This is a genomic window from Streptomyces sp. NPDC052301, from assembly GCF_044593395.1.
Lineage (GTDB): Bacteria > Actinomycetota > Actinomycetes > Streptomycetales > Streptomycetaceae > Streptomyces.
Genome location: NZ_JBIUBE010000004.1, coordinates 346,813 through 371,234 on the forward strand (window position 1 = coordinate 346,813; position 24,422 = coordinate 371,234).

Below are 24,422 nucleotides of genomic sequence, written 5' to 3' on the forward strand. Positions count from 1 at the left end.
CGCACGACGACCTCTGTACCGGCCCGCATCTGGAGGAGCCACGGCGATGGCGGAACACACCAGCTCGAGCATCACGATCGAGGCGGCACCGGCCGACGTCATGGGGGTGATCGCCGACTTCGCCCGCTACCCGGACTGGACGGGCGAGGTGAAGGAGGCGGAGGTCCTCAGGACCGACGACCAGGGCCGCGCCGAGCAGGTCCGCCTCGTGATGGACGCGGGCGCCATCAAGGACGACCAGACGCTGGCCTACACGTGGACCGGTGCGAACGAGGTCTCCTGGACCCTGGTCAAGTCCCAGATGCTCCGCTCCCTCGACGGCTCGTACATCCTGAAGCCTGCGGCCGCCGGCACCACCGAGGTCACCTACCTCCTGACGGTGGACGTCAAGATCCCGATGCTCGGCATGATCAAGCGCAAGGCGGAGAAGGTCATCATCGACCGTGCCCTGGCGGGGCTGAAGAAGAGGGTGGAGTCGGGGGAGAAGTAGTCACCCCCGTTCGGGCGGCGCGCTCGACGGTACCGTTCACCCTCATGCGCACCATCCTGATCACGGGCCCCGGCGGCAGTGGCCGTACCACCGTCGCTGCCGCCACCGCACTGCGCGCCGCGGCCGACGGCACCCGCACCCTCCTCCTCGGCGCCGACACCACCGACACCCTCGGCGTCGCGCTGGGCACCGGAACAGGACCCACCCCGGCCGAGGCCGCCCCCCTCCTCACCACCTGGCGCCCCGACGCCGCCGCCCGCTTCCGCGACGACCTCACCGCCTTCCAGACCCGCGCGGCGAACGTCCTGGACCTCCTCGGCGCGTCCCGGCTGGACGCCGAGGAGGTCACCCCGCTGCCCGGCGCCGGGGAGCTGTCCTTCCTGCGCGCCCTGAGGGACGCCGCCCTCTCCGAGCGCTACGACCTCCTCGTCGTCGACCTCCCGCCCCTTGCGCAGGCCCTCCCGCTGCTCGCGCTGCCCGAGGAGCTGCGCCGCTATCTGCGCCGCCTGCTCCCGCCCGAGCGGCAGGCGGCCCGCGCCCTGCGCCCGGTCCTCGGCCGGCTGGCCGGTGTCCCCATGCCCGCCGACTGGCTGTACGAGACCGCCGGCCGCTGGGACGTCGAACTGGCCGCCGTCGAGGCCGTCCTCACCGACCGGACCACCGCCGTACGCCTGGTCGCCGAGCCCGGCCCGGCGGGCGCCGACGCCGTCCGCACCGCAACGCTCGGCCTCGCCCTGCGCGGCCTGCGCACCGAGGCCCTGATCGCCAACCGCGTCCTGCCCGACGCCGAGGACGGCACCTGGCCGGCCGGCCTGTTCGCCCAGCAGCGCAAGACCGTCGACGCGTGGCGGGAGACGTACGACGTGCACCGCGTCCCGCACCTCGGCCGCGACCCGCACGGCACCGACGACCTCACCGCCCTCGCCGTGCCCGCCGTCAACCCGGCGACCGCCCCGGTCGAGTGGCCCGTCACCGACCGCATCGCCGAGGACGGCGTGCTGGTCTGGCACATCCCGCTGCCCGGCGCCGTGCGCGACGAGCTCGATCTGATCCGGCGCGGCGACGAACTCGTGATCACCGCCGGTCCGTTCCGCCGGATCGTTCCGCTGCCCTCCGCCCTGCGCCGCTGCACCGTCGCCGGGGCCGGGCTCCGCGAGGACGAGCTGCGCATCCGCTTCGCCCCCGACCCCGGCCTGTGGCCCGTCGGCGGACGGTGAACCGGACGCGCCTGTTCGGGTAACGTCGTAAAGGCGAACCGTAGTCAGGAGTCCGCCATGAGCGAAGAGCGCCCCGCATCCGACGCCCGCGAGGAGGAGCAGGCGCGGGCGACCGACGCCGACGCCTGGGCCACGGCCTGCGCCGAGGACCTCGCCGCCGAGAAGGACCGCCGCCGCACCGAGTACGGCCCGCCGCCGGGCTCCGCCGCCGAGGAACTGAAGAAGCTCGTGGACACGGTGGCCGACAAGCTGTCCGGCCTCCAGTCACCGCTCCTCGGAGGCCTCGCCGGACCTGCCGCCCAGCAGGTGGTGCGGCAGGTCGTCCAGCAGGCCAAGGCCGCCGTCGAGCCCGTCATAGAGCGCAACCCGGACGTCTTCGACCACCTCGCCGCGGCCGGCGGTGAACTGCTCGCCGCCTACCGCTCCGCCGTTCAGGGCCAGGAGCGCCGCTGGACCGCCCGCACGGCCGACGACGTGACCCGTGAGGGACGCGGGGGGCCGGACGACCCGGGGGAGGGCACCGGCCCGGGCGAACGCATCGACCTGGACTGAAGCCCTGCCACGGCAAGGCCTCGGGTACGGTTGGCCGTAGCGGGGCTCGACCGAAACTGAGGGATTCATGGGACTCACCATCGGCGTCGACATCGGCGGCACGAAGATCGCGGCCGGCGTGGTCGACGAGGAAGGCAACATCCTCTCGACCTTCAAGGTGCCGACCCCCACCACGCCCGAGGCCATCGTGGACGCCATCGCCTCGGCGGTGGAGGGAGCGCGTGCGGGACACGAGATCGTCGGCGTGGGTATCGGTGCGGCCGGTTACGTGAACCGGCAGCGCTCCACGGTGTACTTCGCGCCGAACATCGACTGGCGCAACGAGCCGCTCAAGGAGAAGGTCGAGGCGCGCACCGGCCTCCCGGTCGTGGTCGAGAACGACGCCAACGCCGCCGCCTGGGGCGAGTACAAGTTCGGCGCCGGCAAGGGCCACCGCAACGTCATCTGCATCACGCTCGGCACCGGCCTCGGCGGCGGCATCATCATCGGCAACAAGCTGCGCCGCGGCCACTTCGGCGTGGCCGCCGAGTTCGGCCACATCCGGATGGTCCCGGACGGCCTGCTGTGCGGCTGCGGCTCGCAGGGCTGCTGGGAGCAGTACGCCTCCGGCCGCGCCCTGGTCCGCTACGCAAAGCAGCGCGCCAACGCCACCCCCGAGCGCGCCGAGGTGCTGCTGGCGCTGGGCGACGGCACGCCCGACGGCATCGAGGGCAAGCACATCTCCATGGCCGCCCGCCAGGGCTGCCCGGTCGCCGTCGACTCCTACCGCGAGCTGGCCCGCTGGGCCGGCGCGGGCCTCGCCGACCTGGCCTCCCTGTTCGACCCGTCCGCGTTCATCGTCGGCGGCGGCCTCTCCGACGAGGGCGACCTGGTCCTGGACCCGATCCGCAAGTCGTACAAGCGCTGGCTGGTGGGCGGCAACTGGCGCCCCGTCGCCGACGTGATCGCGGCCCAGCTGGGCAACAAGGCGGGCATGGTGGGCGCCGCCGACCTGGCCCGGGAACCCGACCCGATCATGTAGTGGGGCGTCGACAGTGCCCGCCGCGTCCGGTCCCGGGACGGGCGGGCATCGTCGTATGTTGACTGGCATGGTGACCAGTACGCTGCTTCCCAACTCCCGTACCGAGTCCGACGGTTCCGCCGTCATCCGCGTCCTGAGCTACAACATCCGCTCGATGCGCGACGACACGGACGCCCTGGCGAGGATCATCACCGCCTGCGCCCCCGACCTGGTCCTCGTCCAGGAAGCCCCCCGCTTCTTCCGCTGGCGCAAGAAGCTCGCCCGGCTGGCAGCGGCCTCCGGTCAGGTCGTCCTCACCGGCGGAGCCACCGCCGCCGGCCCCGCGATCCTCTGCTCGCTGCGGGCCACGGTCGAGCGGACGGAGGACGTCCTGCTCCCCCTCACCCCCGGCCTGCACCGGCGCGGCTTCGCCACGGCCGTGGTCCGTTTCGGTGCTGCGCGGCTCGGTGTGCTCAGCTGCCACCTGAGCCTCGACAGCACCGAGCGGTACGACCAGGGCGCCATGCTCCTCGACCGCCTCGCCGACCTCGGCGTCGAGCACGCCGTCGCGGGCGGTGACCTCAACGACCGTCCCGAGGGCCGCACCTTCCGTCTCCTCGCCGACGGCCTCCAGGACTGCGGCGCCGTGGCCCCCTGGGGCGGCGAGTACACCTGGACGCACAGCGAGCCCCCCAAGCGCATCGACGCCGTCTTCGCCACCAAGGGCATCGAGGTGCTCGGCTGCGGCGTCCCGCTGGACCAGCCGGGCGTGACCAGGGCCGACCTGACCGCGGCCACCGACCACCTCCCGGTGCTGGCCGCCCTCAGGATCCCGATCGCCTGAACTAAGTAAAAGAAGCCTTGCGCCCGGGCCGGACGCCGCCTACGGTTGTCTTGCACTTAGTTCAAGTGATCAGGAGGGGGAGCCCGATGTCCCAGGAGCGGGAACGGCTGTCGGAGTTCGTGGAGAGGACGGCGCGGGAGTTCGGCATCCCGGGCGTCTCGGTCGGCGTGCTGACCGGCGGCCGGGAGATCCGCGTCGCGCACGGGGTGACCGACGCGGAGCACCCCCGGCCGGTCGACGAGCGGACGCTGTTCCATCTGGCGTCGGTGAGCAAGACCTTCACCGCGACCGCGCTGATGCGCCTGGCCGAGCAGGGCAGGGTGGACCTCGACGCCCCGGTCCGCCGCTACGTGCCCGACCTGCGCCTGGCCGACGAGGACACCGCGGCCCGGATCACGGTGCTGAACCTGCTCAACCACACCGCGGGCCTGGACTGGAACCTGGTCGACGCCGACGAGGGCGACGGTTCGCTCGCCGCCTTCGTCGCCCAGCTGGACCGGCTGCCGCTGATCGGACGGCCCGGCGCCCGAGCCTCCTACAGCCAGGCCGGCTACAACCTGCTCGGGCGGGTCGTGGAGAACGTCACCAAGCTGCCCTTCGAGAAGGCCCTGGCCGAACTGCTCCTGGACCCGCTGGGCCTCACCGACACCGTCTTCGACCTGGACGACGTGGTGGTGCGCGGCTTCTCGGTGGGTCACAACCGCGCCGAGGACGGCACCCTGACGCTCGCCCGCCCGTGGAAGTCGCGGCGGGCCGGGCTGCGCGGCGACAACCCCGGCGGCGGCATCGTCTCCTCGGTGAGCGACCTGCTGCGCTGGGCCCGGTTCCAGCTGGGCGACGGGGAGGGCCTGCTGTCCGCCGAGTCGCTGCGACGCATGCGGCAGCCGACCGTCGAACTGCGCGGCAGCACCCTGGGCGACGCCTTCGGCATCTGCTGGTTCCTGCGCGAGGTGGACGGGGTCCGCACGGCCGGCCACGGAGGCTCGGGCAACGCCCAGTTCGCCGAGCTGCTCCTGGTGCCGGAGCGGGACTTCGCCGTCGTCTCCCTGGCCAACGCCGGCCCGGACGGCTACCGGTTCAACCAGGCGGTCGTGAGGTGGGCGCTGGAGCACTGCCTCGGCGTGACCGAGCGGGACCCGGAGCCGCTGCCGTACGACGCGGCACGGGCCCGGGAAGTCGCCGGGCGGTACGAGATCGACGCGATGAACCTGGACATCGCGGCGGACGAGGGCCGGCTGACGCTGGCCGTCGGCATCAAGCCGGAGATCCGTGCCGCGTCCGAGGCGGAGATGCCGTCGGACCACCCGGCCGCGGAGATCGGCCTCCTGCCCGACGCCGACGACGAGTACATCGTCGTCGAGGGCGGGCTGAAGGGACAGCGGGGCTTCTTCTCCCGCGGCGCCGACGGCACGGTGACGGGGGTCGACCTGGCCGGGCGCCTCTTCACCCGGCAGCCGGCGTAGGCGCGCCCGCCGGTTCCGGGGGCAGCGCCGGGTCCTCACCCGGCCGCAGCCCCTCCAGCAGCGCCCGCAACCCCACCGCATACGTACCGTCGGCCGCATCGGCGTAGGCCGTCGCCACGGGCGTGTCGAGCCGCGCCCGCAGCCGTGGGAACGGTCTCGCCGCCTCCGCCGCCTTCGCCAGCGTCTCGCCGAACTGCTCCCCGGCGTCCCCGCCGCCCCTGCGCGCCTTGCGCGCCAGCGACGCCACGGCCGACGCGCCGAGCGCGTTGCCCAGGACGTACGTGACCACGGCACCGGCCGCGCGGTCCGCCTCCTCGGCCCCGAAGCCGGCGGTCTCGAAGACTCCGAGGAGATGGTCGTCGTACCGGGCCTTCCCGGTGCCGTAGAGCAGATGGGAGCCGATCGCCTGCACCAGCCACGGATGCCGTACGAGCATCGTGTGCAGCCGGTCGGCCATCGCCGTGGCGACGCCCCGCCAGTCCGTCGGGTCGAGCGGCGGCAGCTCGATCTCCTGCCACACCCGGTCGGCGGCCGTCAGCAGGAGAGCGTCCTTGTTCTTCACATGCCAGTAGACCGCGGTCGCGGCAGCCCCGAGCCGCTTGCCGAGGCTGCGCATGTTCAGGCCCTCGAGGCCCTCGTCGTCCAGCAGGTCCACGGCGGTCCGGACGATCTGGTCCCGGGTGAGCGTGTCGCGTGGCATGGGCTCACGATAGGTGAGCCGTCCTCAGACCACGGCACCCCTGCCGGGGTCGTCGTCACCGTCGTCGTCCGTGCGCATGCGCATCACCAGCGTGGCGAACCCGCCGAGGAAGCCGCCGATCCCGAGGGTCGTCAGCCACCAGGTCATCTCCCAGCCCAGCAGGACCGCCAGCAGGAGCAGGACCGGGCCGCCGACGACACCGAGCCAGGCGAACTTCGCGGTGGTGTCGGCGTCCGGCAGCGGAGGGGGCTCCGGCGGGACGAAGTGGCCCTCGTCGTCCTCGTCGAAGTCGTCCTGCGACGCCTCCGGGACGGTGTAGTCACGCGGGCCCACTCCGGGCGCGAACGACACGGAGCTGCCCAGGGGCCTGGCCGGCTGCTGCTCCCCTGACTCGTCCGGGTCCTCGTCCTCGGCGTCCGGCTCGGGCAGCGCGAGATCCTTCACCGGCTTGAAGGGCTTGCTGCCCGGCGGGTCCGCCGGCTCCTCGCCGTACCCGGCGACGATGGCCCGCCAGGCGGCGTCCTCGTCGAAGGGCACGCCCTGCTCGTCCGGCTCCCGGCCCTCCCGGCCGGAGTCCTGCTCAGCCACCTGCGGTCGTCCCTTCCTTGCCGGCACTGGGTGCGAGCCGGCCGATGAAGGCGAGGCTCTCCTCGAAGATCCGGTCCGCATCCTCGTCCAACGTCGCCACGTGGTAGCTGTGTTCCAGCACCGTCTCCGTCACGTCCGTGGACGACACCCGGCTCAGCACCCGGGCCGAGTCCACCGCCGGGACGACGTGGTCCTGGGCGCTGCGCAGCAGCAGCAACGGCTGGGTGACCTGGGGCAGCTCGCCGTCCACCCGGCGCAGGAACCGCCGCAGCGAGTGCGCCGCGTGCAGCGGCACCCGGTCGTAGCCCAGCTCCGCCGCGCCCTCCTTCGCGATGTCGCTCGCGATGCCCTTCGTCGTCCGCACGAGATGCCGGGCCACCGGAAGGGCGTACGCCGACAGGCCGTGCACCCGGTTCGCCGGGTTGACGACCACCACACCCGCGACCCGCTCGCCGTGCCGCGCCGCGAGCCTGAGAGCCAGCGCGCCGCCCATCGACAGGCCCGCGACGAAGACCTGCGCGCAGCGCCCGGAGAGCACCCGCAGCTCGCGGTCCACCTCCGCGTACCAGTCCTGCCAGCCGGTGACCTGCATGTCCTCCCATCGGGTGCCGTGGCCGGGCAGCAGCGGCAGCGACACGGTCAGGCCGTGCGCCGCGTGGTGCTCCGCCCAGGGGCGCAGCGACTGGGGCGAGCCCGTGAAGCCGTGGCAGAGGAGGACACCCACCTCCCCGCCCGCGTGGCGGTACGGCTCGGCTCCGGGGAGAACCGGCACCTTCGACGCTCCTGTTCCTGGAAGAAGGCCTCGCCGGTCGCCGGCCGAGGCGGGAAGAAACGCGCGGATGTGGTTCACCGTACGCGACCGCACTGACACCGACCAGGGTCGTCGGGTCCTTCGACGGTGCTCCGGGTTAAGGTCTCCTCGACGGAACCAGGAGGCAGCGGGTGTTGTACGGCACGATGAAGGTCGCCATCGGGGGGCCGTTGAAAGTCGCCTTCAGGCCCTGGGTGGAGGGCTTGGAGAACATACCGGACGAAGGCGCCGCCATCCTGGCCAGCAACCACCTGTCCTTCTCGGACTCCTTCTTCCTGCCGGCGGTCCTGGACCGCAAGGTCACCTTCATCGCGAAGGCCGAGTACTTCACCACGCCCGGCGTCAAGGGTCGGCTGACCGCGGCCTTCTTCAAGGGCGTCGGACAGCTCCCCGTGGACCGCTCCGGCGTGCGCGGCGCCGGCGAGGCGGCGATCAAGAGCGGCATAGAGGTGCTGGAACGCGGCGAGCTGTTCGGCATCTACCCGGAGGGCACCCGCTCGCCCGACGGCCGGCTGTACCGGGGCAAGCCCGGCGGCCTCGCGCGCGTGGCGCTCGCCACCGGCGCCCCCGTCATCCCCGTGGCCATGATCGACACGGAGAAGATCCAGCCGCCCGGCAAGGTGGTGCCGAAGCTGATGCGGCCCGGCATCCGCATCGGCAAGCCGCTGGACTTCAGCCGCTACCACGGCATGGAGCACGACCGCTTCGTCCTGCGCGCCCTGACCGACGAGGTCATGTACGAGATCATGAAGCTCTCCGGCCAGGAGTACGTCGACATGTACGCGACCGCCGCCAAGCGGCAGATCGCGGAGGCGGCGAAGGCGGCGAAGGCGGCCAGGGAAGCGGAGAAGACCGCCAGGGAGGCGGAGAAGAAGGCCGAGGCCTGACGGGGAGACCCGGGGGGTCCGGGGGATCGGGGGATTGCGGTGGCCAGGCGCGAGCGCGTCATGAGGATGTCCGTCGAGCAGCCGATGTGGCGTGCGCTCGCCGGATACCGCGTTCTGACGATGCTGTACGCGATCGGCCTGTTCGTCGCCCGCTACGGCAAGTACGAACACCCCCGGGTCGCCGTGGGCTACTTCGCGGTCCTCCTCGTGTGGACGCTGGCCACGCTGCCCAAGGTCGCGAGCGCCGCGCACTGCACCCGGCGCTTCCTCGCCGCCGACCTGGCCATCGGGCTCACCGGCATCCTCCTCACGCCGGTCGCCGCATCCCACGCGCGCATCGTGGCGGGCACGCCGACGCTGCCGTCGATATGGACGGCCGGTGTGGTCCTCGGCTTCGCGCTCAAGGGCGGCTGGCGCTGGGCGGTGCTGGCCTCGACGCCGGTCGCCATCGCCAACGTCGTCCAGCGCGGCACCCCGACCCGGGCGACGGTTCACGCCGTCCTGCTGGTCTGGATCGCCTCCGTGGCCATCGGCTACGTGGTGGAGGTCGCCCGCGCCTCCGAGCGCACCCTCGCCCGCGCCCTGGAGATCGAGGCCGCGACCCGGGAGCGGGAGCGGCTCGCCCGGGACATCCACGACAGCGTGCTCCAGGTGCTGGCCATGGTGAAACGGCGCGGCACGGCACTCGGCGGGGAGGCGGCCGAGCTGGGCCGGCTGGCCGGGGACCAGGAGGTGGCGCTGCGCACCCTCGTCACCGGCGGACTGCTGCCGGTCTCCCGGGTGTCGGAGGACGCCTCCGCCGGAGCGGTCGTCCGCGCGGTCGAGGAGCCCGAGGACGATCCGGCCGACGGCCCGCTCGACCTGCGCTCCCTGCTCGCGCCCTACGTGGGCGCCCGGGTGAGCCTGGCCGAGCCCGGCGCCCCGGTGCCGTTGCCGCGGGCCGCGGCCCGGGAGCTGGCCGCCGCGGTCGGGGCCGCGCTGGACAACGTCCGCACGCACGTGGGCGATCAGGCCCGGGCCTGGATCCTGGTCGAGGACGAGCCGGACGAGATCGTCGTGACCGTCCGGGACGAGGGCCCCGGCATCCCCGAGGGCCGGCTCGCCCAGGCCGAGGGCGAGGGCCGGCTCGGGGTGGCCCAGTCGATCCGCGGCCGGCTGCGCGATCTCGGCGGCAGCGCCGAGCTGGTCTCCGTCCCCGGGCAGGGCACGGAAGTCGAACTGAAGGTACCGAAGGGCGCCGTTCCGGCGCGGGGCGAGAAGACGGAGCAGCGATGACAGAGCAGCAGGACCCGATCAAGGTCATGGTGGTGGACGACCACCCCATGTGGCGCGACGCGGTCGCCCGGGACCTGAGCGAGTCCGGCTTCGAGGTGGTCGCCACCGCCGGCGACGGCGAGCAGGCGGTCCGCCGGGCCAAGGCCGCCGCCCCGGACGTCCTTGTGCTGGACCTCAACCTGCCCGCCAAGCCCGGCGTCCAGGTGTGCAAGGAGCTGGTCGGTCACAACCCGGCGCTGCGCGTCCTGGTCCTCTCGGCGAGCGGCGAGCACGCCGACGTGCTGGAGGCGGTCAAGTCCGGCGCCACCGGCTACCTGCTGAAGTCGGCCTCCACGGAGGAGCTGCTGGACGCGGTGCGCCGTACCGCCGTCGGTGACCCGGTGTTCACACCGGGCCTGGCCGGACTGGTCCTCGGCGAGTACCGCCGGCTGGCCTCCGAGCCCGCGCCCGCCGCGGACGCCGACGAGCCGGGCGCACCCCGGCTGACGGACCGGGAGACGGAGGTGCTGCGGCTGGTCGCCAAGGGCCTGAGCTACAAGCAGATCGCCGAACGCCTCGTCATCTCCCACCGCACGGTGCAGAACCACGTGCAGAACACCCTCGGCAAACTCCAGCTGCACAACCGGGTGGAGCTGGTCCGGTACGCGATAGAGCGCGGACTCGACGACGAGTGACCGGCCGGAATCACCCTTCCCGCCCCTCCCGATGTGACACAGCTCACCATTAGCGTGACTCTGAGTCAGGGAACCGCGGCGAAGGGACTTTTCCATGCGGGTCGGAGTACTGACCGGAGGCGGCGACTGCCCCGGGCTCAACGCCGTCATCCGGGCCATCGTCCGCAAGGGCGTGCAGGAGTACGGCTATGACTTCGTCGGCTTCCGGGACGGCTGGCGGGGTCCTCTGGAAGGCGACACCGTCCGTCTCGACATCCCCGCGGTGCGCGGCATCCTGCCCCGCGGCGGAACGATCCTCGGGTCCTCCAGGACCAACCCCCTCAAGGCGGACAACGGCATCCGCCGGATCAAGGACAACCTGGCCAAGCTGGACGTCCAGGCCCTCGTCGCGATCGGCGGCGAGGACACCCTGGGCGTCGCCGCGCGGCTGTCCGACGAGTACGGGGTGCCCTGCGTCGGGGTGCCCAAGACCATCGACAACGACCTGTCCGCCACCGACTACACCTTCGGCTTCGACACCGCCGTCAACATCGCCACCGAGGCCATCGACCGGCTGCACACCACCGCCGAGTCCCACATGAGGGTCCTCGTCGTGGAGGTGATGGGCCGGCACGCCGGCTGGATCGCCCTGCACTCGGGCCTGGCCGGCGGCGCCAACGTCATCCTCGTCCCCGAGCAGCGCTTCGACATCGAGCAGGTCTGCGCCTGGGTGACCTCCCGTTTCCGGGCGTCGTACGCGCCGATCGTGGTCGTCGCCGAGGGCGCCATGCCCAAGGACGGCGACATGGTCCTCAAGGACGGGACGCTGGACTCCTTCGGACACGTCCGGCTGTCCGGGGTCGGCGAGTGGCTGGCCAAGGAGATCGAGCGGCGCACCGGCAAGGAGGCCCGCACCACGGTCCTCGGCCACGTCCAGCGCGGCGGCACCCCCAGCGCGTTCGACCGCTGGCTCGCCACCCGGTTCGGGCTGCACGCCGTCGACTGCGTCCACGACGGCGACTTCGGCACGATGGTCGCCCTGCGCGGCACGGACATCGTCCGCGTCCCCCTCGCCGAGGCCACCGCCAAGCTGAAGACGGTGGACCCGAAGCTGTACGAGGAGGTCGGGGTGTTCTTCGGCTGACGGACCGGCCGGGACCCGGGGACCGCGCGGTCCCCGGGTCCGCTCGCTCACCCGGCCCGGCCGGCCACGCGCAGCCGCCCGATCAGCTCCCGCACCACCGCGGCCCCGTTCAGGGTGAGGACCGACTCCGGGTGGAACTGCACGCCCGCGAACCCGGGGCCCCGTACGGCATGCACCTCCCCGTTCTCCGCCCGGCTCACCTCGACCCCGTGCGCGGCCAGCTCACGGGCCGCCTCCTCGTCGCAGCGGGCGACGAAGCTGTTGTAGAAGCCGACGGTCTCGGGCCGCCCGAACAGGTCCACCGTGGTCTGCGCTCCCTGGTGGGGCACCTCCTTGCGGACGATGTCCAGCCCCAGCTCGGCCGCGAGCAGCTCATGGCCGAGACACACGCCCAGCACCCCGTGGCGGTGCTCCCGGACCACGGTCGCGGCCAGCTCCCGCAACAGGCGCATCTTCGGATCGGTGAGGTCGCAGGGGTCGCCCGGGCCGGGGCCGAGCACCACCGGCCCCTCGTGCGCGAGCACGGCCGCCCGCAGCCCCGGCTCGTCGTACCGCCGGACGGTCACCTCCAGCCCGGCCGAGCGCAGCACGTGCGCCAGCATCGCCGTGAAGGTGTCCTCGCCGTCCACGACCAGGGCGTGGCCGGTCAGCTCCTGCGCCCGCTCCTGCATCCGCAGCCAGAACGGCGCCAGCGACGACCGGCGCCCGTCCAGCGCGGCCCGCACCCGGGGGTCGTCGGCCAGCCGGGGCCGCTCCCGCTCCGCGCGCGGCCGGGACGGCCGTACCCCCAGCGCCGCCAGCACGCCCGCCGCCTTCGCGTGCGTCTCCGCCACCTCGCCCGCCGGGTCCGAGCCGCGCACCAGGGTCGCGCCGACCGGGACGCGCAGCCGGCCGTCCGCGTCGATGTCGGCGGTGCGGATCAGGATGGGGGAGTCGAGGGTCTGCGCACCTCCGGAGTCCCGCCCGAGCAGGGCCAGCGCACCGGCGTAGTAGCCCCGGCCACCCACCTCGTGCCGCTCGATCACCCGGCACGCGTTCTGCACCGGCGAGCCGGTGACGGTCGCCGCGAACATGGTCTCCTTCAGTACCTCCCGCACGTCCAGGGAGGACTTCCCGCGCAGCTCGTACTCGGTGTGCGCGAGGTGCGCCATCTCCTTCAGCCGGGGCCCGACGACGACCCCGCCCATGTCGCCGACGGTGCACATCATCTTCAGCTCCTCGTCGACGACCATCGACAGCTCCTCGATCTCCTTGCCGTCGGCGAGGAAACCGAGCAGGTGTTCGGGGGTCGGGCCCTCGGCGGGATAGCGGTACGTCCCGCTGATCGGGTTCATGACGACCGTCCCGCCGGACATGCGCACATGCACCTCGGGACTGGCGCCGACCAGCGTCCGGTCCCCGGTGTGCACGACGAACGTCCAGTACGCGCCCCGCTCGCCCTCCAGCAGCCGCCGGAACAGCGCGAGCGCGTCCGCGCGCCCGAAGCCGGGGATGCGCCCCTCGTACGTCCGCCGGATCACGAAGTTCGCGCCCTCGCCGCGGCCGATCTCCTCCGCCAGGACCCGCGCGACGATCTCGCCGTACTCCTCGTCGCCGACGTCGAAGCCGCCGCCCTCCACCCGCACCTCATGACCGGGCAGCGCGTCCAGTGCCGCGGCCAGGGGGATCTCGTAGGTCTCCTCGGGGGTCAGCACCAGCAGCGGGGTGCCGTCGTCGCGGACGTCGAGGCCGCGCTCGCGGATCTGCCGGAACGGCACGAGCGCGAGGCCGTCGCCGGGCAGGTCCGCGAGGCGGTCACGGGCGCCGACCGGGCCGATCAGCACCTCGACCGTGTCCTCGGTGCGGCCGGGCGTGCGACGGCGCAGCAGGGCGAAGGGGCGGTCGTCGTGCGGGAGCCGTGCCAGGTCCATGGTTCCTCTTCCGTCGATGAAGGTGATCGATGTCGGTGAGGAACGACCCCGGAAACGCCGAAGGCCGCCCCTCGGGCGGCCTTCGCGAAGTCTTGGTACGCGCGATCAGCGGGCCGCCGGAGAAGCGGTCCACCACCAGTTCTGGATCGAAAGCGCGAACATGCCAGGAACCCTACCGCACGGCCGCGCCGTCCACGGGGCAAGCAGTCCGTCTCATCCTTCGAGCACCGGACAAAATCATCCCACACGACCCCGTAATGTTTACGAGGTGACCGTGAACGCTAAGACCAGCCCGAGCGCTGGCAACACCTGGCGAAACCTGCCCGCGGCGCAGCAGCCCGAGTACCCCGACGCCGAGGCTCTGCGCGCAGTGATCGCGGACCTCGAGTCGTATCCGCCGCTCGTCTTCGCGGGCGAGTGCGACCAGCTGCGCGCCCGGATGGCGGCTGTCGCCCGGGGAGAGGCGTTCCTTCTCCAGGGCGGCGACTGCGCCGAGGCCTTCGACGCGGTGTCCGCCGACCACATCCGCAACAAGCTGAAGACGCTGCTCCAGATGGGTGCCGTCCTCACCTACGCGGCCTCGGTGCCGGTGGTGAAGGTGGGCCGGATCGCGGGGCAGTACTCCAAGCCCCGCTCCAAGCCCACCGAGACCCGGGACGGCGTGACGCTCCCGACCTACCGGGGCGACTCCGTCAACGGCTTCGACTTCACGGAGGCCGCCCGTATCCCGGACCCCGAGCGTCTGAAGCGCATGTACCACGCGTCGGCGTCGACGCTGAACCTGGTGCGCGCCTTCACCACCGGTGGTTACGCCGACCTGCGCCAGGTGCACGCCTGGAACCAGGACTTCGTGCGGACCTCGCCGTCGGGGCAGCGCTACGAGCAGCTGGCGCGCGAGATCGACAACGCGCTGAACTTCATGCGGGCCTGTGGCACGGACCCGGAGGAGTTCAAGACGGTGGAGTTCTTCTCCTCGCACGAGGCGCTGCTGCTGGACTACGAGACCGCCCTGACCCGGGTGGACTCGCGGACCGGCAAGCTGTACGACGTATCCGGGCACATGGTGTGGATCGGTGAGCGCACCCGGCAGCTGGACGGTGCGCACATCGAGTTCGCCTCGAAGATCCGCAACCCGATCGGGATCAAGCTCGGCCCGACCACGACGGCCGAGGAGGCGCTGCGCTACGTCGACCGTCTCGACCCCGAGCGGGAGCCGGGCCGGCTGACCTTCATCGTCCGGATGGGCGCGGACAAGATCCGTGACCGGCTGCCGGAGCTGGTGGAGAAGGTCACCGCCTCGGGCGCGACGGTGGCGTGGGTGACGGACCCGATGCACGGCAACACCTTCGAGGCGGCCTCCGGGCACAAGACGCGCCGGTTCGACGACGTGCTGGACGAGGTCAAGGGCTTCTTCGAGGTCCACAAGTCGCTGGGCACGCACCCGGGCGGCATCCATGTGGAGCTGACCGGTGACGACGTCACCGAGTGCGTGGGCGGCGGCGACGAGATCTTCGTCGACGACCTCCACCAGCGCTACGAGACCGCCTGCGACCCCCGCCTGAACCGCAGCCAGTCGCTCGACCTGGCGTTCCTGGTCGCGGAGATGTACCGGGACCAGTAAGGGCTCCGGCAAGGGATCTGGGGCGCGGATCACACCCGATCCGCGCCCCTCCCCCTTTCACGGTTCCCGGGGGTTGGGTAAGGTTAGGTTTGCCTCACCGAGAAACGGGATGGCAGGAGAGACACACCGATCCCGTCGGGAGGTGAACCCGCGTGTACGTCTGCAGCTGCTTCGGCATCACCGAGGCCCAGGTCAAGCAGCATGCGGAGGACGGCGCCTGCACCCCGCGCCAGATAGCCTCCGCCTGCAAGGCGGGCACGGACTGCGGCTCCTGCGTACGCCGGATCCAGGCCATCCTCGGCCGGGGTGCCTGCCCCCGCCGCGACTTCGCCGACCAGGGCAAGCCGGTACTGGCGGAGGTCCCGAAGGCGGCCTAGTGCGGCTCAGGTCTCCGGCTGCTCGATCAGCTGGGCCAGATAGAGCGCCTCGCCGAGCTTCTCCAGCAGCTCCAGCTGGGTGTCCAGGTAGTCGATGTGGTGCTCCTCGTCGGCGAGGATGTCCTCGAAGATGTTCGCCGACGTGATGTCGCCCTTCTCGCGCATCACCTTGATGCCGCGCCGGAGCCGGTCGATCGCCTCCACCTCGATCTGCCGGTCCGCCTCGAACATCTCCCGCACGGTCTGCCCGACGTTGACGTGGAACAGCCGCTGGTAGTTGGGCAGCCCCTCCAGGAAGAGGATCCGGTCGGTCAGCACCTCCGCGTGCTTCATCTCGTCGAACGACTCGTGCCGCGTGTACTTGGCGAGCTTGTACCAGCCGAAGTTCTCCTGCATCTTCGCGTGCAGGAAGTACTGGTTGATCGCGGTCAGCTCGCCGGTGAGCTGCTCGTTGAGGAACTCGATGACCTCGGGGTCGCCCTGCATCGCAGCGGCTCCTTCCACACGGGTAACGGGGCAGGTGTGCGGCGGCATGATTGCACCGGCGGCGAAGATCGTCCAGTAAGTGCGTACTTAGTAAGTACGGGATGAGTTGGTGGTACTTGTCCGCTTTCCATGAGGGTGGTCAAGGGCACTGCCCAAGGTCTGTCAGGATGGATACATGGGTCATCCGGTGGAGCGAGAGTCTGGAGCAGCGGCAGGGTCCGAGCTTCCGCCGGGGCAGCGACTCCAACGCGGCTGGCCGGTCACCCACTACGGGCCCGTGCCGAAGTTCCGGCCCGAGCGCTGGGAGTTCCGGGTCTTCGGCGCCACCGCCGACGGCGACAAGCACACCTGGACCCACGAGCAGTTCACGGCGCTGCCGTACACCACCGTGGTGGCCGATCTGCACTGCGTGACGAAGTTCAGCATGACCGGCGCGGAGTGGGGCGGCATCCCGGCCCGCGCGATCGTGGACCTGGCCCCGCCGGCCCCCGACGTCACCCATGTGATGGTGTGGGCGGAGTACGGCTTCAGCTCGAACCTGCGCCTGACGGACTTCCTCTCCGACCGCACGATCTTCGCCACCCACAAGGACGGCGAGCTCCTCACCGCCGAGCACGGCTTCCCGGTCCGCCTGATCGTCCCCCACCTGTACGCCTGGAAGGGCCCGAAGTGGGTCCGCGGGGTGGAGTACATGACCGCCGACCGCCGCGGCTTCTGGGAGGAGCGCGGCTACCACAACATCGGCGACCCCTGGAAGGAACAGCGCTACTCCTACCAGGAGGAGCCGGGGGACGGGCCGGAGCTGTGACGCCGTGACGCGCTGAGCCGTGGGGCTCAGGCGTCCCTGAGCCTCTTCAGCCGCTCCACGTCCGCCGCGTGCCCCTCCTTGCCGCCGGGCGTCTCGATGACCAGCGGGACGCCCTCGGTCGCGGGATGGGCCATGAGCGCCCGGAACGGGTCCTCGCCGATGTGACCGGCGCCGATGTTCGCGTGCCGGTCCTTGTGCGCGCCGACCACGTCCTTGGAGTCGTTGGCGTGGATCAGCTTCAGCCGGCCCTCGCCGACGGTGTCCACCAGCAGGTCCAGGGTCTGCCGCATGCCGCTCGGGCCGGTCAGGTCGTGCCCGGCGGCGAAGATGTGGCAGGTGTCGAGGCAGACCCCGAGCTTCGGATGGGCGTCCAGGGCCTCGAAGTACGGACCGAAGTCCCAGGTGCGCGAGCACAGGGAGGCGCCCTGCCCGGCGGTCGACTCCAGCAGCAGGAACGGGTCGTCGTCGTGGGTCAGCTCGCCCAGCAGCGGCAGCATGTGCGTGCGCACCTGCTTCAGCGCCACGTCCCGGGCCCGCCCGCCGGTCGCGCTCCCCGTGTGCACCACCACGCCCAGCGCGCCGATCTCCCGCCCGCGCCGCAGCGAGTGCCGCAGGGACTCCACCGACCGCTCCACGGTGGCCTCGGTGTGCGAGCCGAAGTTGATCAGGTACGGGGCGTGGACGTACGCCGGGATCGACTCCTCGGCACAGGCCGCGCGGAACGCCTCGTCCTGCCGCGGGTTCCCGGCGGGCGTGGCCCAGCCGCGCGGGTTGGCGACGAAGACCTGCACGGTCTCCGCCTTCAGGTCACGGGCGTAGGACAGCCCCACGGAGTGCAGGCCGCCGGCCACGGGGACATGGCCGCCGACGGGGTTGCGCGGGAGGGACGACTGAACGGGACTCACCCGTTCAGGGTGTCATGTCCGCCCCCGCGCCGGGACCACGGTCCCCGGTGTATGAACCCGGTCACCGGATGCTTATCGTCACCGTCGACCCCTTCGGCGCCTTGTCGTGGGCCGCCGGCGACTGCTTCTTCACGGTGTCGCCGAACAGCCCGAGCAGCCCGCGGTCCTCGTCCACCTCGAACCCGGCACCCTCCAGCGCCTTGTGGGCGTCGTCGACGCTGTCGCCGACCACGTCCGGCACCTCGACCATCTCCGGGCCCTTGGACAGCGTCAGCGTGACCGTGTCGCCCTCGGCGGCCCGGCTGCCGTCGCCCGGGCTCTGCTGCGCCACCTCGCCCTTGTCGTACTCGGAGTTGACCTGCTGCGCGGCGATCTTCACCTTCAGCCCGGCGTCGGCCAGGTCCTGCCGGGCGCTGTCCAGGTCCTCACCGGTGACGTCCGGCACGTCGACGGGGCGGCCCTTGCTGACGGTCAGCGCGATGGCCGAGTCCGCGTGCCGCCGGGTGCCCGCCGGCGGGGTCGTGCCGATCACTGAGCCCTTCGGGACGTCCTCGCTGAACTGCCGGGTGACCATGCCCGGCTCCAGCCCGTCCGCCTTCAGCCGTGCCCGCGCCTGGGCCAGCGGCCGGCCGGCCACGTCCGGCACGTTCACCATCTCCGGGCCGAGCGAGATCGTCAGCGTCACCGAGTCGTGGTCCCGGATCCGGGCGCCCGGCGCCGGATCACTGCCGATGACCGTGCCCCGCCCGACCGTGTCGTTGTACTCGCGCTTGACCCGCCCGGCCTCCAGCCCGGCCGCCTTCAGCCGTGCCCTCGCCTGTGCCTCGGTCTTCGACAGCAGCGGCGGCACCTTCGTGAACTGGCCGGAGTTGATGTACCAGACCCCGGCACCCAGGCCGAACACCAGCAGCACGGCGACGACGACCGCCGGCATCAGGCGCCGCGGCCTTCGGGCCGGCACGGGCGGGGCCTGGAGCCGGCTGGTGCGCTGGACGCCGTCGGCTGGCTCCTCCCCGCCCACGGGCAGTGGGCGGGACGAGGGTCCCCCCGCGCCGGCGAAGCCGAGCACGGGGGAGGTCAGCGAGCGCGGAATCACGCTCGTCCGGTCCTCGGCGTTGTCATGGTCCGCGGTCAGCGCCTGCGGCGGCAGCGCGTCCAGCTGTGCGTCGCTCAGCGCCTCGCGGGCCGCGCGCACCAGGGCGAGCAGCGCCACGGCGTCCTGCGGCCGGGCGTCCGCGGTGCGCGCGGCGGCCGCCGCGACCAGCTCGTCCAGCTCGTACGGCAGCCCCGGCACCAGCGCCGAGGGCGGCGGCACGTCCTCGTGGATGTGCTTGTAGAGCACCTGCGCGGGGGAGTCCCCGGAGTGCGGCTTCCCGCCCGTCAGCATCTCGTGGAGCACGACACCGCACGCGTACACGTCGACCCGCGGGTCGGCGGTGCCCTGCTCGATCTGCTCGGGCGCCAGGTACGACACGGTCCCGAGCACGGCACCCGTCGTACTGGTCACCGTGTCCACCGACCGCACCAGTCCGAAGTCGGCGACCTTGACCCGGCCGTCGTCCCCTATCAGCACGTTCTCGGGCTTCATGTCGCGGTGCACGAAACCGGCCCGGTGCGCGGCACCGAGCGCGGCCAGCACCGGCTCCAGGATGTCCAGCGCGGCCCGCGGCTGCAGCGCGCCGCGCTCCCGCAGCACGTCCCGCAAGGTGCACCCGGCGACGTACTCCATCGCCAGATACACGTACGACCCGTCGGTGCCCTGGTCGAAGACCTGGACGACGTTGGGGTGGGCGAGCCGGGCGACCGACTTCGCCTCCCGGATGAACCGCTCCACGAAGGAGCCGTCGGCCGCGAGCGTCGGGTGCATCACCTTCAGCGCGAGGACGCGGTCGAGGCGGGTGTCCAGGGCCCGGTAGACCGTGGCCATCCCGCCGACCGCGATCCGTGCGTCGACGCGATAGCGGCCGTCGAGCACCTGCCCGACGAGGGGGTCCTGAAGGGTCGTATCCACGCAGGGGAGTCTACGAGGGGCGGCCGACAGTGCCGCGCGTTGCGCCGTTCGAGGAGCGGAATGCAGCAGAGCTGTGACTCTCGTGCGATCTGTCTCTCATGTGATCAGAAGGCCGGGCGTTCGGGGTCCAGGTGGGCGAGGCCCTCCGTGGGGGAGGAGGCCTCGGCGAAGTGCCGTCGCGGGATCCGCCCCGCCAGCCGGGCCAGCCGGCCCGCCTCCACCGCGTGCCGCATCGCGGCGGCCATCATCTCGGGCTCCTGCGCGCGGGTGACGGCGGAGGCGAGCATCACCCCCGCACAGCCCAGCTCCATCGCCAGCGCCACGTCCGAGGCCGTGCCGGCTCCCGCGTCCAGGATCACCGGCACGCGCGCGTGCTCCACGATCAGCTGGAAGTTGTGCGGGTTGCGGATCCCGAGCCCCGACCCGATCGGCGAGCCCAGCGGCATCACGGCCGCACACCCGACGTCCTCCAGCTTCCGCGCGAGCACGGGATCGTCGTTGGTGTACGGCAGCACCGTGAACCCGTCGTCCACCAGCGTCTCGGCCGCCTCCAGCAGTTCCACCGGGTCCGGCAGCAGCGTCCGCTCGTCGGCGATGACCTCCAGCTTGATCAGGTCCGTGCCCAGCGCCTCCCGGGCCAGCCGGGCGGTCAGCACGGCCTCCCCGGCGGTGAAGCAGCCCGCCGTGTTCGGCAGCACCCGGATGCCCAGCCTCTGCAGCACCGACAGCACCGAGCCGTGCACGGACGGGTCGACCCGGCGCATCGCGACCGTGGTCAGCTCCGTACCGGAGGCGAGCAGCGCCCGCTCCAGCACCTCCAGGCTGGGCGCACCGCCCGTGCCCATGATCAGCCGGGACGAGAAGGTCGTACCCCCCAGCTCCAGGGAATCGTCGGCCATGGCTCAGCCTCCTTGCACGGCGGTGAGGACTTCGACGCGATCACCCTCCGCGAGCGCGGTGGACGCCCACCGCGCACGCGGGACCACGGTCTCGTTGACGGCCGCGGCCACCCCGGAGGGCGCCGGGGTCAGGGTCGTCACGAGCGCGTCGAGAGCGGTGCCCGGGGTGATCTCCCGGCGCTCCCCGTTGACGGAGATCGAGATGGTGACGGACATGCTCATGCGGACTGCTCCAGAAGTACGGCGCCGAAGCGCTGCGGCGTGAACGGACGGGCCTCCTCCGGCAGCGCACCGCCGGCCAGCACCTCCGCCATGACGTCCCCGGTGACGGGCGTGAGCAGCACCCCGTTGCGGTAGTGCCCGGTGGCCAGCAGCAGCCCGGCCAGGCCGGACGGACCCAGCAGCGGCGCGTTGTCGGGGGAGCCGGGGCGCAGCCCGGCCCGGGTCTCGGTGAGCGGCAGCTCGGTGATGCCCGGCACCAGCTCATGGGCGTCGCGCAGCAGCTCGTACACGCCGCCCGCGGTGACCGTCGTGTCCCAGCCCAGCTCCTCGCTGGTGGCGCCGACGACCAGCTCGCCGTTCTCCCGCGGCACCAGATAGACCTGGCTGCCGCGGACCACGGCCCGCACCGTCCGGCTCAGGAACGGCGCGAACCGGTTCGGCACCGTCAGCCGCAGCACCTGCCCCTTGACCGGCCGCACCGGCGGCAGCAGGGCCTCGGGCACACCCGCGAGCCGCCCGCTCATGCTGCCGGCCGCGAGCACCACCTGCCCGGCGCGCAGCTCGGTGCCGTCCGCCGTGGTCACCCCGGCGGCCCGGCCCGCCACCACGTCCAGCCGCTCGGCCCACGCCCGGTGGAACACCACTCCGGTCCGCTCGCACGCGGCCACCAGGGCCGCCGCCAGCCGGCGCGGGTCGATCTGGTGGTCGCCGTCGGCCCGCAGCCCACCGCGCACCCCGGGCGCCAGCATCGGCTCCAGCCGCCGGCACTCCCGTCCCGACAACCACTCGGAGTCGAGCCCGCAGCGCTGCTGCAGGGCGTGCAGTTCGCGCAGGTGGGCGCGGTCGTCGGCGTCGAGCGCGACCGCGAGGGTGCCGCTGCGGCGATAGCCGAGGTCGTGTCCGGTCAGCTCGGTCAGCTCGGCCGCGAAGTCCGGATAGCGGCGGGCGGACTCCAGGTTCAGGGCGAGCAGCCGCTCCTCGCCGTAGTGCAGTTCGGAGACCGGGGCCAGCATCCCCGCCGCGACCCGGGCGGCCCCGCCCCCGGGATCGGGGTCCACCACGGCCGTGGCGAGCCCGCGCTGCGCGGCGCGCCAGGCCGTGACCAGGCCGATGATTCCGCCCCCGATGACGAGGACGTCGGGCGTACGTGACGGCATGGGCGTCCAGCCCCTCCCTTCGCCGGCATGACCCGGATCAGGTTCGTACGGTCGGAGGCCGCCAGCCTCCCTCTCAGCCCGGTGCGTCCGGGCTCCCGCGAGTGCTTGTACGGTGGCCACCCTAGCTCGCCCCGCTCATCACCCGTAAGGGAGCCCCTCGCCGTGACCCGCTCGCTGGACGGACTGATCCTCGCCCCCGTGGCGGACCAAGCCCCAGGTCAGGTGGGTACCGGCACCCGGTTCGCGTACCACGAGAAGGACGGCGCGATCTGGGCCGAGTACGCGGGCGGCGACGTCGTACGCGGCCATCTGGTCGGCACGCGCGCGGGGGACCGGCTCGACTTCCGGTACGTGCAGCTGAGGACCGACGGCACGACGGCCTCCGGGCACTGCCTGTCGACGGTCGTCGAGCTGCCCGACGGTCGCGTGCGACTCGAGGAGGACTGGCAGTGGGAGTCGGGGCCCGGTAGCGGGACGAGCGTTGTGGAACAGGTCACCGAGCACGCCCCCTGACTGACTGTCCGTCACGTGTCTATGGTGATCGGGTGAGCGAGCAGACAGCGGAACAGGGCACGTCACAGGCGCGGCGCGCGGTCGTCGTCGGCGCGGGCATGGCCGGGGTGCAGACCGCGGTCGCCCTGCGGGAACAGGGCTTCACCGGCCCCGTCACCATCATCGGCGCCGAGCCGCACCAGCCGTACGACCGGCCGCCGCTGTCGAAGGCCGTCCTGCTCGGCAAGGCCGAGGACTCCGCCTTCGAGGTCGACTTCGAGTCGCTCGGCGTCGAGCTGCGGCTCGGCTGCGAGGTGCTGGGCGTACGCCCAGCCGCGCACGAGCTGGACACCGAGGCGGGACCGGTGCCGTACGACGTGCTGGTCCTCGCCACCGGCGCCGAACCCGTCACGCTGCCCGGCACCGAGGGCGTGCCCGGCGTGCATCTGCTGCGTACCCTGGACGACGCCGAGCGGCTGCGGCCGGTGCTCGCCCGGCAGCACGACGTCGTGGTCGTCGGCGCCGGCTGGATCGGCGCCGAGTTCGCCACCGCCGCGCGCGAGGCCGGCTGCGCGGTGACCGTCGTGGAGGCCACCGACCGGCCGCTCGCCGGCGCCCTGCCCGCCGAGGTCGCCGCCCCCATGGCCGCCTGGTACGCGGACGCCGGCGCCGATCTCCGCACCCACGCGCGTGTGGAACGCGTCGATCCCGGTGCGGTGGTGCTCGACGACGGCACCCGGCTGCCCGCGGGCGCGGTGGTCGTCGGCATCGGCGCCCGCCCCGCCACCGCCTGGCTGGCCGGCTCCGGCATCGCGCTGGGCGCGCACCACGAGGTCCTCGCCGACGATCACCTGCGCACCAGCGCGCCCGACGTGTACGCCGTCGGCGACTGCGCGTCCTTCCCCTCGGCCCGCTACGGCGAGCGGCTGCTCGTCCACCACTGGGACAACGCCCTGCAGGGACCGCGCACGGTCGCCGCGAACATCCTCGGCGAGACCCCGGCCGTCTACGACCCGGTGCCGTACTTCTGGTCCGAGCAGTTCGGCCGGTTCGTGCAGTACGCCGGCCACCACGCCGCGGCCGACCGGACGGTGTGGCGCGGCGACCCGTCCGGCCCCGCCTGGACGGTCTGCTGGCTCCGCGAGGACCGCCTGGTGGCCCTCCTGGCGGTGGGCCGCCCCCGCGACCTGGCCCAGGGCCGCCGCCTGATCGAATCGGCCCGCGGCATGGACCCGGAGGCGGTGGCGGATCCGGGCCGCCCCCTGAAGGAAGCAACGGCCACCTGATCGGCCTTCCCCGAAGGACAGCATCCCCAGGGGTGCTGGGAACTGTGCGACCAGCCACGACGGCGCAGCAGCCGGACGACGACCTGTCGCGGCGCCCGGCGCAGCGGATCGCGGCCGGACCGGCGGAGCGCCTACCCTTGGTCCCGTGACCGAGATTGACGCAAAGATCGATGCTCTCGTCCCCGCCTGGCTCACCCTCCCCGACATCGCCGAACAGCTCGGCGTCGAGGTGACGCGCGTGCGGCAGCTGGTCAAGGAGGGCCAGCTCATCGCCGTACGCCGAGGTGAGAACCGGGCGCTGCACGTCCCCGCCGCCTTCATCGACGGGGACAAGGTCGTCAAGGGCCTGTCCGGCACCCTGACGCTCCTGAGGGACGACGGCTTCACGGTCGAAGAGATGATCGAATGGCTCTTCACCCCCGACCCGACCCTGCCCGGCACGCCCGCGCAGGCCCTGAGCGAGAATCGCGGCACGGAGGTGAAGCGCCGGGCCCAGGCGCTCGCCGTCTGAGCCGATCCGCACCAGGGGTGGGGGGGGGGGGGGGGGGGGGGGGGGGGGGGGGGGGGGGGGCCGGGGGGGGGGGGGCCGCGCGGCGGGGGGGGGGGGGGCGGGGGGCGCGCGGC

27 protein-coding genes and 1 riboswitch are annotated in these 24,422 nt (G+C 72.6%); of the genes, 16 read left to right on the forward strand and 11 right to left on the reverse strand.

What is annotated here, in order from left to right:
• Positions 1-46 precede the first annotated feature (46 nt).
• The 6 genes from ACIHEJ_RS12550 (at position 47) to ACIHEJ_RS12575 (ending at position 5,566) form a co-directional block, all read left to right on the forward strand.
• A complete protein-coding gene (locus tag ACIHEJ_RS12550) occupies positions 47-490 on the forward strand; it encodes an SRPBCC family protein (RefSeq protein WP_400134635.1) in 444 nt (147 codons plus the stop codon).
• Positions 491-534: 44 nt separating this feature from the next.
• Positions 535-1,707 (forward strand): ArsA family ATPase, encoded by a 1,173-nt coding sequence (locus ACIHEJ_RS12555; protein ID WP_400134637.1) that lies wholly within the window; start codon positions 535-537, stop codon positions 1,705-1,707.
• A gap of 57 nt (positions 1,708-1,764) precedes the next feature.
• A complete protein-coding gene (locus ACIHEJ_RS12560) occupies positions 1,765-2,259 on the forward strand; it encodes a DUF5304 domain-containing protein (protein ID WP_400134639.1) in 495 nt (164 codons plus the stop codon).
• Between the two features lie 67 nt (positions 2,260-2,326).
• On the forward strand, positions 2,327-3,280 hold the full coding sequence (locus ACIHEJ_RS12565) for an ROK family glucokinase (RefSeq protein ID WP_400134641.1): 954 nt from the start codon (positions 2,327-2,329) through the stop codon (positions 3,278-3,280).
• Between the two features lie 67 nt (positions 3,281-3,347).
• Positions 3,348-4,103, forward strand: coding sequence for an endonuclease/exonuclease/phosphatase family protein (locus tag ACIHEJ_RS12570; protein ID WP_400134643.1), 756 nt, complete (start codon positions 3,348-3,350; stop codon positions 4,101-4,103).
• An 86-nt stretch (positions 4,104-4,189) separates the two neighbouring features.
• A complete protein-coding gene (locus ACIHEJ_RS12575; RefSeq protein ID WP_400134645.1) occupies positions 4,190-5,566 on the forward strand; it encodes a serine hydrolase domain-containing protein in 1,377 nt (458 codons plus the stop codon).
• On the opposite strand, the gene ACIHEJ_RS12580 is transcribed toward ACIHEJ_RS12575, so the two are convergent.
• From ACIHEJ_RS12580 to ACIHEJ_RS12590, 3 genes are read right to left on the reverse strand one after another with little or no spacing between them, the layout of a single operon-like run.
• Positions 5,547-6,266, reverse strand: coding sequence for a TetR/AcrR family transcriptional regulator (locus tag ACIHEJ_RS12580; RefSeq protein WP_400134647.1), 720 nt, complete (start codon positions 6,264-6,266; stop codon positions 5,547-5,549). The genes ACIHEJ_RS12575 and ACIHEJ_RS12580 overlap by 20 nt on opposite strands.
• A 24-nt stretch (positions 6,267-6,290) precedes the next feature.
• Positions 6,291-6,854, reverse strand: coding sequence for a hypothetical protein (locus ACIHEJ_RS12585; protein ID WP_400134649.1), 564 nt, complete (start codon positions 6,852-6,854; stop codon positions 6,291-6,293).
• The gene (locus ACIHEJ_RS12590) at positions 6,847-7,626 is read right to left on the reverse strand and encodes an alpha/beta hydrolase (RefSeq protein ID WP_400134651.1); all 780 of its coding nucleotides are present in this window, start codon (positions 7,624-7,626) and stop codon (positions 6,847-6,849) included. Before ACIHEJ_RS12590 ends, ACIHEJ_RS12585 begins: the two co-directional genes overlap by 8 nt.
• Positions 7,627-7,799: 173 nt before the next feature.
• Between ACIHEJ_RS12590 and ACIHEJ_RS12595 the strand changes: the two genes are divergently transcribed.
• The 4 genes from ACIHEJ_RS12595 to ACIHEJ_RS12610 all read left to right on the forward strand — a co-directional run bounded on the left by ACIHEJ_RS12595 (position 7,800) and on the right by ACIHEJ_RS12610 (position 11,624).
• A complete protein-coding gene (locus tag ACIHEJ_RS12595; RefSeq protein ID WP_400135138.1) occupies positions 7,800-8,552 on the forward strand; it encodes a lysophospholipid acyltransferase family protein in 753 nt (250 codons plus the stop codon).
• 39 nt (positions 8,553-8,591) lie between these two features.
• Positions 8,592-9,827, forward strand: a complete 1,236-nt coding sequence (gene macS / locus ACIHEJ_RS12600) for a MacS family sensor histidine kinase (protein WP_400134653.1) — start codon at positions 8,592-8,594, stop codon at positions 9,825-9,827.
• Complete coding sequence (locus ACIHEJ_RS12605) at positions 9,824-10,501, forward strand: response regulator (RefSeq protein ID WP_400134655.1); 678 nt, start codon at positions 9,824-9,826, stop codon at positions 10,499-10,501. Before macS ends, ACIHEJ_RS12605 begins: the two co-directional genes overlap by 4 nt.
• A 94-nt stretch (positions 10,502-10,595) precedes the next feature.
• Positions 10,596-11,624 carry a 6-phosphofructokinase gene (locus tag ACIHEJ_RS12610; protein ID WP_400134657.1) on the forward strand — a complete coding sequence of 343 codons (1,029 nt, stop codon included), beginning with the start codon at positions 10,596-10,598 and terminating at the stop codon, positions 11,622-11,624.
• Between the two features lie 47 nt (positions 11,625-11,671).
• Here the strand turns inward: ACIHEJ_RS12610 and ACIHEJ_RS12615 are convergent, their stop codons facing one another.
• Both ACIHEJ_RS12615 and ACIHEJ_RS12620 read right to left on the reverse strand, forming a co-directional pair.
• The gene (locus ACIHEJ_RS12615) at positions 11,672-13,534 is read right to left on the reverse strand and encodes an anthranilate synthase family protein (RefSeq protein WP_400134659.1); all 1,863 of its coding nucleotides are present in this window, start codon (positions 13,532-13,534) and stop codon (positions 11,672-11,674) included.
• Positions 13,535-13,639: 105 nt separating this feature from the next.
• Positions 13,640-13,696 carry a trp operon leader peptide gene (locus tag ACIHEJ_RS12620; protein ID WP_107440922.1) on the reverse strand — a complete coding sequence of 19 codons (57 nt, stop codon included), beginning with the start codon at positions 13,694-13,696 and terminating at the stop codon, positions 13,640-13,642.
• A 106-nt stretch (positions 13,697-13,802) separates the two neighbouring features.
• Between ACIHEJ_RS12620 and ACIHEJ_RS12625 the strand changes: the two genes are divergently transcribed.
• Positions 13,803-15,155, forward strand: a complete 1,353-nt coding sequence (locus ACIHEJ_RS12625) for a class II 3-deoxy-7-phosphoheptulonate synthase (protein ID WP_400134661.1) — start codon at positions 13,803-13,805, stop codon at positions 15,153-15,155.
• 152 nt (positions 15,156-15,307) lie between these two features.
• The gene (locus ACIHEJ_RS12630) at positions 15,308-15,532 is read left to right on the forward strand and encodes a bacterioferritin-associated ferredoxin (protein ID WP_400134663.1); all 225 of its coding nucleotides are present in this window, start codon (positions 15,308-15,310) and stop codon (positions 15,530-15,532) included.
• Positions 15,533-15,538: 6 nt separating this feature from the next.
• On the opposite strand, the gene bfr is transcribed toward ACIHEJ_RS12630, so the two are convergent.
• The gene (bfr, locus tag ACIHEJ_RS12635) at positions 15,539-16,018 is read right to left on the reverse strand and encodes a bacterioferritin (RefSeq protein WP_400134665.1); all 480 of its coding nucleotides are present in this window, start codon (positions 16,016-16,018) and stop codon (positions 15,539-15,541) included.
• Between the two features lie 175 nt (positions 16,019-16,193).
• Here bfr and ACIHEJ_RS12640 point away from each other — a divergent pair, with 175 nt between their 5' ends.
• Positions 16,194-16,826, forward strand: coding sequence for a sulfite oxidase-like oxidoreductase (locus ACIHEJ_RS12640; RefSeq protein WP_400134667.1), 633 nt, complete (start codon positions 16,194-16,196; stop codon positions 16,824-16,826).
• A gap of 26 nt (positions 16,827-16,852) precedes the next feature.
• Here the strand turns inward: ACIHEJ_RS12640 and ACIHEJ_RS12645 are convergent, their stop codons facing one another.
• The 5 genes from ACIHEJ_RS12645 to thiO form a co-directional block, all read right to left on the reverse strand.
• Positions 16,853-17,731 carry a deoxyribonuclease IV gene (locus ACIHEJ_RS12645; RefSeq protein ID WP_400134669.1) on the reverse strand — a complete coding sequence of 293 codons (879 nt, stop codon included), beginning with the start codon at positions 17,729-17,731 and terminating at the stop codon, positions 16,853-16,855.
• A 61-nt stretch (positions 17,732-17,792) separates the two neighbouring features.
• Positions 17,793-19,742 (reverse strand): Stk1 family PASTA domain-containing Ser/Thr kinase, encoded by a 1,950-nt coding sequence (gene pknB / locus ACIHEJ_RS12650; RefSeq protein ID WP_400134670.1) that lies wholly within the window; start codon positions 19,740-19,742, stop codon positions 17,793-17,795.
• A gap of 104 nt (positions 19,743-19,846) precedes the next feature.
• On the reverse strand, positions 19,847-20,641 hold the full coding sequence (locus ACIHEJ_RS12655; RefSeq protein WP_400134672.1) for a thiazole synthase: 795 nt from the start codon (positions 20,639-20,641) through the stop codon (positions 19,847-19,849).
• Positions 20,642-20,644: 3 nt separating this feature from the next.
• The gene (gene thiS, locus ACIHEJ_RS12660) at positions 20,645-20,845 is read right to left on the reverse strand and encodes a sulfur carrier protein ThiS (RefSeq protein ID WP_400135139.1); all 201 of its coding nucleotides are present in this window, start codon (positions 20,843-20,845) and stop codon (positions 20,645-20,647) included.
• Positions 20,846-20,859: 14 nt separating this feature from the next.
• A complete protein-coding gene (gene thiO, locus ACIHEJ_RS12665) occupies positions 20,860-22,020 on the reverse strand; it encodes a glycine oxidase ThiO (protein ID WP_400134674.1) in 1,161 nt (386 codons plus the stop codon).
• Positions 22,018-22,129, reverse strand: a riboswitch (TPP riboswitch). (Overlaps the previous gene by 3 nt.)
• 53 nt (positions 22,130-22,182) lie before the next feature.
• On the opposite strand from thiO, the gene ACIHEJ_RS12670 reads away from it, so the two are divergent.
• The 3 genes from ACIHEJ_RS12670 (at position 22,183) to ACIHEJ_RS12680 (ending at position 24,309) form a co-directional block, all read left to right on the forward strand.
• Positions 22,183-22,533 (forward strand): hypothetical protein, encoded by a 351-nt coding sequence (locus ACIHEJ_RS12670; protein ID WP_400134676.1) that lies wholly within the window; start codon positions 22,183-22,185, stop codon positions 22,531-22,533.
• A gap of 32 nt (positions 22,534-22,565) precedes the next feature.
• Positions 22,566-23,798, forward strand: coding sequence for an NAD(P)/FAD-dependent oxidoreductase (locus ACIHEJ_RS12675; protein ID WP_400134677.1), 1,233 nt, complete (start codon positions 22,566-22,568; stop codon positions 23,796-23,798).
• A 145-nt stretch (positions 23,799-23,943) separates the two neighbouring features.
• Complete coding sequence (locus ACIHEJ_RS12680) at positions 23,944-24,309, forward strand: Rv2175c family DNA-binding protein (protein ID WP_055707421.1); 366 nt, start codon at positions 23,944-23,946, stop codon at positions 24,307-24,309.
• Positions 24,310-24,422 lie beyond the last annotated feature (113 nt).